The sequence below is a fragment of the Thermaurantimonas sp. genome, assembly GCF_046299575.1.
GTDB lineage: Bacteria > Bacteroidota > Bacteroidia > Flavobacteriales > Schleiferiaceae > Thermaurantimonas.
In genome coordinates this window covers 20,761-30,696 of sequence record NZ_JBKBHX010000010.1, presented here as the reverse complement: position 1 = coordinate 30,696, position 9,936 = coordinate 20,761, and the positions used below count along the sequence as shown (strand labels likewise).

9 protein-coding genes and 1 tRNA gene are annotated in these 9,936 nt (G+C 46.9%); 5 read left to right on the top strand and 5 right to left on the bottom strand.

Going from position 1 to position 9,936, the window contains the following annotated elements:
- Positions 1-233 precede the first annotated feature (233 nt).
- Positions 234-464, bottom strand: coding sequence for a helix-turn-helix domain-containing protein (locus ACK4EX_RS11535; protein WP_409772976.1), 231 nt, complete (start codon positions 462-464; stop codon positions 234-236).
- Between the two features lie 198 nt (positions 465-662).
- Between ACK4EX_RS11535 and xerA the strand changes: the two genes are divergently transcribed.
- From xerA to ACK4EX_RS11510, 5 genes are all read left to right on the top strand, one after another.
- A complete protein-coding gene (gene xerA / locus ACK4EX_RS11530) occupies positions 663-1,733 on the top strand; it encodes a site-specific tyrosine recombinase/integron integrase (protein WP_409772973.1) in 1,071 nt (356 codons plus the stop codon).
- A gap of 150 nt (positions 1,734-1,883) precedes the next feature.
- Positions 1,884-2,852 carry a transketolase family protein gene (locus tag ACK4EX_RS11525; RefSeq protein WP_409772971.1) on the top strand — a complete coding sequence of 323 codons (969 nt, stop codon included), beginning with the start codon at positions 1,884-1,886 and terminating at the stop codon, positions 2,850-2,852.
- A gap of 11 nt (positions 2,853-2,863) precedes the next feature.
- Complete coding sequence (locus ACK4EX_RS11520; protein ID WP_409772979.1) at positions 2,864-3,715, top strand: transketolase; 852 nt, start codon at positions 2,864-2,866, stop codon at positions 3,713-3,715.
- Positions 3,716-3,741: 26 nt separating this feature from the next.
- Positions 3,742-4,440: a YjjG family noncanonical pyrimidine nucleotidase gene (locus tag ACK4EX_RS11515; protein WP_409772968.1), complete on the top strand. Its 699-nt coding sequence runs from the start codon at positions 3,742-3,744 to the stop codon at positions 4,438-4,440.
- Positions 4,440-5,813, top strand: coding sequence for an MATE family efflux transporter (locus ACK4EX_RS11510; RefSeq protein WP_409772965.1), 1,374 nt, complete (start codon positions 4,440-4,442; stop codon positions 5,811-5,813). Before ACK4EX_RS11515 ends, ACK4EX_RS11510 begins: the two co-directional genes overlap by 1 nt.
- Before the next feature lie 459 nt (positions 5,814-6,272).
- Here ACK4EX_RS11510 and ACK4EX_RS11505 read toward each other — a convergent pair whose 3' ends face one another.
- The 4 genes from ACK4EX_RS11505 to nadC all read right to left on the bottom strand — a co-directional run bounded on the left by ACK4EX_RS11505 (position 6,273) and on the right by nadC (position 9,918).
- A complete protein-coding gene (locus tag ACK4EX_RS11505; RefSeq protein WP_409772963.1) occupies positions 6,273-7,895 on the bottom strand; it encodes an ABC-F family ATP-binding cassette domain-containing protein in 1,623 nt (540 codons plus the stop codon).
- A 40-nt stretch (positions 7,896-7,935) separates the two neighbouring features.
- Positions 7,936-8,007 (bottom strand) — tRNA-Arg (locus ACK4EX_RS11500).
- Between the two features lie 88 nt (positions 8,008-8,095).
- Positions 8,096-9,055: a YihY/virulence factor BrkB family protein gene (locus ACK4EX_RS11495; RefSeq protein WP_409772961.1), complete on the bottom strand. Its 960-nt coding sequence runs from the start codon at positions 9,053-9,055 to the stop codon at positions 8,096-8,098.
- Complete coding sequence (nadC, locus tag ACK4EX_RS11490) at positions 9,052-9,918, bottom strand: carboxylating nicotinate-nucleotide diphosphorylase (protein WP_409772959.1); 867 nt, start codon at positions 9,916-9,918, stop codon at positions 9,052-9,054. The genes ACK4EX_RS11495 and nadC overlap by 4 nt, the downstream gene beginning before the upstream one ends.
- Positions 9,919-9,936 lie beyond the last annotated feature (18 nt).

The window sequence follows — 9,936 nt, the reverse complement described above, 5'->3', positions numbered from 1 at the left end:
CTGCAATCCTTAAATATTCGTCACACTGTCCGAAACTACCACACGAGTCAGAAGTTGTGAATACAAGTTGTTTCAGTTTAGGAACTTCTTCATCATGAGGTAAAGCTGGTAAGATGAAATTTACGCTACTAAGAAATGTAGTTGCTGTTTGTTTTGCTTGAGGTGTCATAATTGATAAAATTTAAGGTTAGTTGAACAAAAATATTCCTAGACAATGAATTTAAAAACAGGCTTTAACCTGTATTTTTGTCTTCAACAAATTTTCTTGATTGGATGTCAACAAGAAAAGTTAATGAAACTCCAATGGCATTTGACACTTTTAAAAGTGTTTGGCAGGAAGCCTTTATTGCATTTCTTTCTATTTGCCCATAACTAGAAGGTGCAATATCTAGTCTACAAGCGACATCTGCCTGAGTCAAATTATATGCCTTTCGGATTTTTCTAATTCTTTCAGATAGTTCCATTGTTGTTGTCTTTTTAGCATAGGCTATAACACAAAAATATACGCAATTCGCAATGCATGCATCGAATTGTGAAATATTTTTTAAAAATTTTAATATGTTGATGTTTAAATGATTACATAAATCTACTGTTCGCGATAATGATATCAATTAATTTTTGACGCTTCAAATGTTGTACTTTTGATATCTATATTGCGAAACGTGGGATTAATAAAGGACTATACAATCACAACTGGTACATTTGAGCATCGAGATGTGCTGTGGATTTCATTCGAATATTCGGATGTGCGCAAGGCTTTTTTAAAAAATCTTCTTCCTAAAGCTCGTTGGGAGCCGACTTTTAAAGCCTGGTGGGTAGTTGATACGAATCAGCATAGGGAAAAATTGGGATATCCACTGAAAAATCCTTATGAAGAATATTTTTCTAAAGTCAACGCTATACATCATTCGGACCTAAAAAATTACATAAGGCAACTTCAGCTCAAAGCCTACAGTGCAAATACCACTAGGGTGTATGTGGGTGAATTTGTGCGTTTTTTAGTTACCATTAAATCACATCCGTTGTCATCTTTTTCAGCTGAACGTATAAAAGATTATTTGCTCTATGTGTTAAAGAAAAGAAACCTCAGTGAATCGTCGCTTAACACAGTGGTGAATGCACTGAAATTTTATTACGAACAAGTGCTTGGGCAGAAAAAAATGTTTATCGAAATTCCACGCCCAAAATCAAAAAAATCGCTGCCAAAAGTTCTCTCTAAAAACGAGATTAAACGTCTGTTTTCAACCGTTGAAAATCCAAAGCACAAGCTGATGTTGGAGATGTGCTATGGAATGGGCTTACGCGTAAGTGAAATTGTAGGCATTAAATTGAATCACATCAATAGCGCAGATAGTCGGGTACTGATCGAGCACGCCAAAGGCAAAAAGGATCGCTATGTGCCCTTACCTGAGCGGGTAAAAAGCCAATTGGCGAAATACTACAAAGCCTACCGGCCCCAAACCTGGCTCTTCGAAGGGGCACCGGGCAGACAATATTCCGTTAGAAGTGTACAGTTGGTTTTTAAAAAAGCCATGCATTCGGCAGGCATTTTCAGGCAGGTAAGTATTCACGGTCTCAGGCATAGCTATGCTACGCATTTGCTGGAAGCAGGTGCTGACATTCGGGTGCTACAGGAACTTCTTGGGCACAGTTCTGTCAAAACTACTCAAATCTACACTCACGTTACGGAAGAAGCTCTAAAGCGCATTCAAAGCCCCTTAGACACTCTGTAATCCTGGGAAGTGTTTATCACCGCTCGATTGGTTTGGTGGGTCTTTTCCTCCCCTCCCCCACCTGTAAAAGTTTACACACCTTTTAACCAGAGCTGATTGTACCTTTGCTGCGCTTTTTTCACATAATTATCTGATATTCAATCTGAAATAATGAAAAATACCTTCGTGGACTCTGGTGCTAAGGACACGCGTTCGGGCTTTGGGGCGGGGCTTCTGGAGTTGGGCAAGCGCAATGACCGAGTGGTAGCACTATGTGCTGACCTTACTGGTTCGCTCAAAATGGATGCCTTTAAAAAGGCTTTTCCTGAACGATTTTTTCAGGTAGGGATTGCCGAGGCCAATATGATGGGCATCGCAGCGGGGCTTACTATCGGGGGCTTCATTCCTTTTACGGGTACGTTTGCCAACTTTTCGACCGGTCGGGTATATGACCAAATTCGCCAGTCGATCGCCTACTCACACAAAAATGTAAAAATCTGTGCATCGCACGCCGGTCTTACCTTAGGTGAAGACGGCGCTACCCACCAGATTTTGGAAGACATTGGTCTGATGCGCATGTTGCCGGGCATGGTGGTGATCAATCCGTGTGATTACAACCAGACTAAGGCTGCTACCCTTGCCATAGCCGAATACGAAGGGCCGGTGTATCTGCGCTTTGGTCGCCCGAAGTGGCCAAATTTCACACCTGAGAATCAGGTTTTTGAAATTGGAAAAGCCATCACCCTGATTGAGGGCAGCGATGTAAGCATCTTTGCTACCGGTCACATGGTATGGATTGCCCTTCAGGCGCAGAAGCTGCTGGAATCTCAAGGAATCGATGCCGAAATCATCAATATACACACCATAAAGCCCATCGATCAGGAGGCCATACTAAAGTCAGTGGCCAAAACCGGATGTGCAGTGACTGCTGAAGAACACAACCGCTACGGAGGACTGGGCGATGCCGTAGCACAGGTGATTCTGACCCATCACCCTGTACCTCAGGAATATGTGGCTGTAAACGACTCCTTCGGCGAAAGCGGTAAACCGGAGGAACTTCTGGCCAAATACGGCCTTACACCTGAAAACGTGGCGCAAGCGGCCATCAAAGCCATCGAACGCAAAACCAAAAAATCGTAAGCAACGTGGGTATTCAATCGGATATACAAGTACTGAAAGCATGGCTGCCACAGGTACGCCGTGACATCGTGCGCATGGTACATGCCGTGCAAAGCGGGCATCCGGGAGGCAGTCTCGGTTGTACGGAATTTTTTGTAGCCTTATTTCAATATGTGATGGATCATGACCCGGCCAATTTTACAATGGATGGGCGAGATCAGGACCTCTTCTTCCTTAGCAATGGACATATCACACCGGTGTATTATTCGGTGCTGGCCAGAAGTGGGTTCTTCCCAGTGAGTGAATTGGCTACCTTCCGACGGATCAATTCGCGTCTTCAAGGCCATCCGGCTACGCACGAGCACCTGCCCGGAGTGCGCGTAGCCACCGGTTCACTCGGACAGGGACTGAGTGTAGCCATAGGAGCTGCTCTGGCCAAAAAGCTGAACGGCGACCTGCATACCGTCTACACCCTGCAGGGCGATGGTGAGCTGCAGGAAGGCCAGATCTGGGAAGCCGCCATGTTTGCCGCACACCACAAGGTGGACAACATCGTGGTCACAATCGATCGCAACAACAGACAGATCGACGGCGATGTGTCGGATGTAATGGATCTGGGTGATCTGAAAGCCAAATTTGAAGCCTTCGGCTGGCTGGTGGCTGAGTGTGAAAACGGCAACGACCTGGTAGAGATAGCCGATGCTCTGCTGCTCGCAAAGAGCCTTACGCGCAATGAAAAGCCGGTGGTACTCATTATGAAAACTGAAATGGGCCACGGTGTGGACTATATGATGGGCAGCCATGAGTGGCATGGCATAGCGCCAAACGACGAACAATTGCAACGCGCATTAGAACAAAATCCGGAGACGCTGGGTGATTATTAAATCATTCAGCTTTTAAAATCCAATTTATGGCAACGCGCGGATACAAAACCCTTTTTTTTGACCTTGATCACACACTGTGGGATTTTCACACCAACAGCACGGCAGTGCTTAAGGAAATCTTCACCGAGACCGAACTGCATCGAAAAGGTCTGGACTTTGAAGAGTTTTACACCGTGTACAACCGCGTGAACGATCAAAAGTGGGCTTTGTATCGCGAAGGAAAAATCGATAAATACAGACTTCGAAAAGAGCGCTTTGCCGATACGCTGGCGCATTTTCAGATCACTGAAGTACATCTGGGTGATTATTTCGAAAATCAATATGTAGAGCGTTCGCCTCGACAGACAGCCCTTATGCCTGGCGCACTTGAGGCCTTGGAATATCTGCACGAGCGGTATGTGCTGGCCATCATCACAAACGGATTTACTTCAGTGCAGATGATTAAACTGAAATCCTCAGGGTTAGACAAATATTTCAGGGAAATCGTGACGAGCGAAATGGCCGGCGCCAATAAGCCTGAGGCTAAAATTTTCGTAACAGCACTTAAAAATACCAAAACGCGGAGAGAGGAGGCAATCATGATCGGTGACCATCCTGAGGCTGATATCGCTGGTGCGCGCAATGTGGGGATGGATCAGGTCTGGTACAATCCCTTTGGGCATAAAAGCGATGTAATGCCCACGTACGAAATACAACACCTCTTAGCTCTCACAACCATACTCTGATGACATCCGCTGCCAAACATCACTACCGGGAAAACTTTCGCCTGGCGTGGCCTGTAATGATCGGGCAGCTGGGCCAGATCACCGTGGCTGTGGCTGACAATGTGATGGTCGGTCAGCTGGGTACGGAGCCTCTGGCGGCTGCCTCGCTGGTAAACGGGATTTTTACGGTGATTCTGGTGTTTGGTATCGGAGTGGCATATGGACTTACGCCACTGATTGCCAACGCACATGGTGCCGGGCGGATGCGGCAGTTGCCACTGCTGCTGAATGCTTCGCTCTGGCTCAATCTCGGTATCGGGTTGGTACTATTTCTTCTGCTGGAGGGGTTGACACCTGCACTACACCACATGCGGCAAGACCCGGAAGTCGTTCGACTTGCAGCGCCTTACATGACCATTGTAGGTATGTCGATTATACCTATACTGGGCTATTATGCTTTCAAGCAGTTTGCCGAAGGACTTGGGCATACACGACAGGCTATGCAAATCACCATTGTGGTAAACGTGCTCAATGTGGTGTTGAATTATGTATTGATTTTCGGAAAATTCGGTTTTCCGTCTCTGGGACTGAATGGTGCCGGGTATGCAACGCTGATATCGAGGATTGTGATGTGGGGGGCTATGGCAGTTTTCGTGCTCCGCAGTCGATTGTTTAGACAAATTACTTTTGTTTTTTCACCGTTATGGGTTCTCCGTACGCATGCGAGAGAAATATTAGCTATAGGAGTTCCGAGCGGTTTTCAGTACATTTTTGAAGTGAGTGCCTTTGCAGCGGCATCGGTGTTGGCCGGGATGATCAGTCCTGAGAGTCAGGCAGCACACCAGATCGCTATCAATCTGGCTTCAATTTCTTACATGGCAGCCACTGGTCTGGCTGCGGCAGCTACCATTCGCACAGGTAATCTGCTGGGCAGATGCGATGGCCACAATCTACACCTGGCTGTGCGCACTATACTGGTGATGACGGTGGCGTGGATGAGCTTTGCCGGGATGGTATTTCTGCTGGGCAGAGATTTCTTTCCAGCTCTGTACAGCAACGAGGCTGAGGTGATCGAAATCGCTTCAAAACTGCTGATTGTGGCGGTATTTTTTCAGATATCGGACGGAGTACAGGCCGTAGGTCTTGGAATCATGCGCGGACTGAAGGATGTGCGCATTCCAACCTTAATCACTTTTGTAGCCTACTGGGTATTTGCCTTGCCAGGCAGTTACTATTTTGGGGTGTACAAAAGCGAGAATGTGGTGGCGATTTGGGTATTTCTGGCGGTAGGACTTACGCTATCGGCTGCCATGCTGCTATGGCGGTATCGAGTAATTATCCGTAGGCTTCAAAATGAACTGGAAGTGAAACAAAATAAGACTGAATTCGTTTAAAAAGTTGGGTTAATTTTGCTGAGCAAACAAAAGGGGGGTTTTTGTTTGTGTTTTCATGTGTTTTGGGTAGGGCGCTGTGAAGCGCCCTATTCATTTTTCAGAAGTAAAAGTTGTCGTGGGAATTTTACTATCTATTTAATTGCCTTGTAAAAGCTTCAGAGAGGTATTTGAGATTTTTTATCTGGCTGTTGGGTATTTATGAGTGTGGGTTTATTTGTTCTTTTTATCTATTTGTTTAAAAATATAAGTTTGGTACATGTTGGTTTTGTTTTTTCAGCGCTGCCCCGGGGCACCGCTCCGCGTGAGGCATACGGAGGGCGCGCGTAAGCGCGGTGCGTAGGCTGAGCGAAGCGAGGCCGGAGCACGGGAGCGAAGCGTACCCCGTAGTACGCCGACCCTGACGAAGGCGCCTGGTGCGCCTTGTCAGGGGCACGCCCAAATGAAAAATTTTAATAAAGTTTAGTAGGCCAGGAGGAGCTCTTGTTTTTGCTGTTTGACCTTTTCGCTTTCGATGTATTCGTCGAAGGTCATGAGCTTGTCGATGAGGCCGTTTGGGGTGATTTCGATGATGCGGTTGGCCACAGATTGGTTGAGAGCGTGGTCGAAGGAGGTGAAGAGGATGTTGCCGGGGAAGTCGATCATGCCGTTGTTGAGGGCGGTGATGGACTCGAGGTCAAGGTGGTTGGTGGGCTCTTCGAGGATGAGGAGGTTGCCGCCGGTCATCATGACTTTGGAGAGCATACAGCGGACTTTTTCACCACCGGAGAGTACTCTTACGGATTTGAGGACTTCCTCGCCGGTGAAGAGCATCTTGCCAAGGAAGGAGCGGATATAAACTTCGTCCTTAATGGGTGAGTACTCGCGCAGCCAGTCGATGAGGTTAAGGTCTTTTTGGAAGTATTCGGAGTTGTCGTTGGGCATGTAGGCGGTGGTGATGGTTTGGCCTACGAAGATGGTACCTTCGTCGGGTTGGAGCTCTCCGGCGAGCATTTTGAAGAGGATGGTGATGGAGCGGGGGTTGTCGGAGAGGAAGGCGATTTTGTCGCCTTTGTTGACTTTGAAGGTGATGTTTCGGAAGAGTGGTGTGCCGTCGGTGTCGTATCCGGCCAAGTTGGTGACGTCGAGAATTTGGTCACCGGCGGGACGGTTTTGCTGGAAGATGATGGCGGGGTACTTGCGGTTGGAGGGTTGGATGTCTTCGACGTTGATTTTTTCGAGGAGCTTCTTGCGGCTGGTGGCTTGCTTGCTTTTGGAGACGTTGGCGCTGAAGCGCTGGATGAATTCTTTGAGTTCGGCAATTTTTTGTTCAGCCTTTTTGTTGGCTGCTGCGCGCTGACGTGCGGCCAGCTGGCTGGCTTCGTACCAGAAGGTGTAGTTGCCGGTGTAGAGCTTGATCTTGCCGAAGTCGATGTCACAGATGTGTGTGCAGACGGTGTCGAGGAAATGGCGGTCGTGGGAGACGACGATGACGGTGTTTTTGAAGTTGAGCAGGAAGTCTTCGAGCCAGCCGATGGTATAGACGTCGAGGTCGTTGGTGGGCTCGTCCATGACGAGGATGTCGGGATTGCCGAAGAGTGCCTGAGCGAGCAGTACGCGGACTTTTTCCTTACCGGAGAGCTCGCTCATGAGCTTGTAGTGGGTGTCTTCTTTGATGCCGAGACCGGAGAGGAGTGCTGCTGCGTCGCTTTCGGCATTCCAGCCGTCGAGCTCGGCGAAGCGGTTTTCGAGCTCAGAGGCACGGATACCGTCTTCCTCGGAGAAGTCGGCTTTGGCGTAAAGGGCTTCCTTTTCCTTCATGATGTCGTAGAGCTCGCGGTGTCCCATAATGACGGTGTCGAGCACCGGATAGTGGTCAAACTCAAAGTGGTTTTGCTTCAGCACGGCCATGCGCTTGCCGGGCTCTATGGATACCTGACCTGAGGTGGGAGAAATTTCACCGGTGAGGATTTTGAGAAAGGTAGACTTACCGGCTCCGTTTGCGCCGATGATGCCATAACAGTTGTCGCCGTTGAATTTGAGGTTTACTTCGTCAAAGAGGACGCGCTTTCCAAACTGTAGGGAAACATTAGAAACAGTAATCATTTGTAAAAGAGCTAATTGCGCTAAAATCTTGATAATCCAGTGGCTTCATCCAGAATCGAACTGGAATCTTGGGTTCCGGAGACCCACGTACTATCCATTGTACTATGAAGCCTGTTGTGTTATTTTTTGGCTGACAAAAGTAGTGTTGCGACTCAAAACTGTCTGTTTACACAATGGTAAAAATCCATTCTACAGGAGAATCAGCTTAGAAGTTTTTTTATTTCATTGCGCCGGGCAGCTGCTATACCGGCGTTGAATTCAAAACCTATGATAAGGATGAGCGAGTTCACATAAATCCAAAGAAGGATGATGAGCAAAGTACCTATAGATCCATATAGGCGGTTGTATTGGTTGAAATTGTTGATGTAATAGCTAAACAATTCGGAACCGAGCAGTATAAGTAGCGTGGCCAAAATGGAACCAGGTGAAAAAAATTTGAAAAGGCTGCGGTCTGCAGGGCCGAAGTAATAGAGCAGCGAAATGGCAAAAAAGATCACGGCTACGAGGGAAGCATTCCGTCCTATTCGCAGAAAAGATTTCAGATCGGCCGGGATGACTTTGATTTCAATGAGCCAGTCGGTGAAGCCTTCGGTAAAAATAATCAGGGCAATACCAATAATGAAGAGAACCGATAACAGCAGCGTGAGAAAAATGGCCACCAGCTCCTGACGCCAGAATCCGCGGGTTTTAAACTGATGTACACTCGCGTTGAAATTGCTGATCAGAGCGTTTGTACCGTTGGTAGCAAAAATCAGTGCGGCTATAAAACCAAAGGAAAGCAGCCCTCCCCGCTTGTTGTTTATAATATCATCGATCGTACTTTCTGCCGCTTCGAAGGTATTGGGTGGCATGATTTCGTGCAGTAATTCGAAAAGCACCTTTTGAAATCCATCAATCGGAATGTAAGGTATAAGAGTAAACAAAAAGATAATTCCCGGAAATAGAGCGAGGAAAAAGCTAAAGGATACACTGGCTGCGCGAGAGGTTACATTGCCCTGAAGTACGCCAATGTAGAAAAATCGAAGCACATCGTAGAGGCTCTGACCCTGAAAAAAAGGAATTTTGATGAAGCGCAAAACTTTTAAAAACCATTGAAAATACACCTTTATAACATGGATAAAATTTTTGTATTTTAAAATTAGAGAACTCCAAATCTTCATCCTGCCTTAAAACTTAAATCAACAGATCGCACACTGTGGGTAAGCGCTCCCATCGAAATAAAATCGACACCAGTTTCTGCATATTCAACGATATTTTGTTCGGATATACCGCCTGAGGCTTCAGTTTCCATTTTTCCGTTCACTAGCTTTAAGGCTTCCACAATCATGGAAGGTGAAAAGTTGTCGAACATGATGCGATCCACGCCACCCACGGTCAAAACCTGTTCCACTTCGTTGAGGTTTCGGCACTCGACTTCAATTTTCAGAGAGAGATTTTTTTCGGCAAGGTATTGATGGGTTTTTCTTATGGCTTTTTCAATGCCACCTGCAAAGTCGATGTGGTTGTCTTTGAGCATGATCATGTCGTAGAGACCAAAGCGGTGGTTCGCCCCTCCACCGATAAGCACAGCTCTTTTTTCCAGAAAGCGCATGCCAGGCGTGGTCTTGCGTGTATCGAGCAGCCGACAGCGGGTATGGCTGATCATATCGGCCAGCCGACGTGTGCGCGTGGCAATACCACTCATGCGCTGTAAAATGTTCAGCATCAGACGCTCGCCAGAAAGAAGCGCGTAAATTCGAGCTGTCACTTCGAAAGCGATTTCACCCAATTGACAAACAGCGCCATCCGCTTTATAAAATTGGATTCGAGCATCGGGGTCTAATTTCTTGAAGATGGGCTCAATTACTTCTAATCCGGCAAGTATGCATTGTTCTTTAACGAGCAATTTGGAAGTGCCGACAGCATTAGAAGGTATGCAGGCTAAGCTGCTGTGGTCGCCCGAACCAATGTCCTCTTGTAGCGTATAGTTTAAAAAATAATCAAGCTCTTCTTCGAAAGTGGCAAAGTGCTTAGGTCTATTCATCTAAAATCGCGTCTTCAT

Coding starts and splice junctions, on each gene's coding strand:
- ACK4EX_RS11510 (WP_409772965.1), top strand. CDS start 4,440: ATGACATCCGCTGCCAAACATCACTACCGGGAAAACTTTCGCCTGGCG.
- ACK4EX_RS11515 (WP_409772968.1), top strand. CDS start 3,742: ATGGCAACGCGCGGATACAAAACCCTTTTTTTTGACCTTGATCACACA.
- ACK4EX_RS11505 (WP_409772963.1), bottom strand. CDS start 7,895: ATGATTACTGTTTCTAATGTTTCCCTACAGTTTGGAAAGCGCGTCCTC.
- ACK4EX_RS11495 (WP_409772961.1), bottom strand. CDS start 9,055: ATGAAGATTTGGAGTTCTCTAATTTTAAAATACAAAAATTTTATCCAT.
- nadC (WP_409772959.1), bottom strand. CDS start 9,918: ATGAATAGACCTAAGCACTTTGCCACTTTCGAAGAAGAGCTTGATTAT.
- ACK4EX_RS11525 (WP_409772971.1), top strand. CDS start 1,884: ATGAAAAATACCTTCGTGGACTCTGGTGCTAAGGACACGCGTTCGGGC.
- ACK4EX_RS11535 (WP_409772976.1), bottom strand. CDS start 464: ATGGAACTATCTGAAAGAATTAGAAAAATCCGAAAGGCATATAATTTG.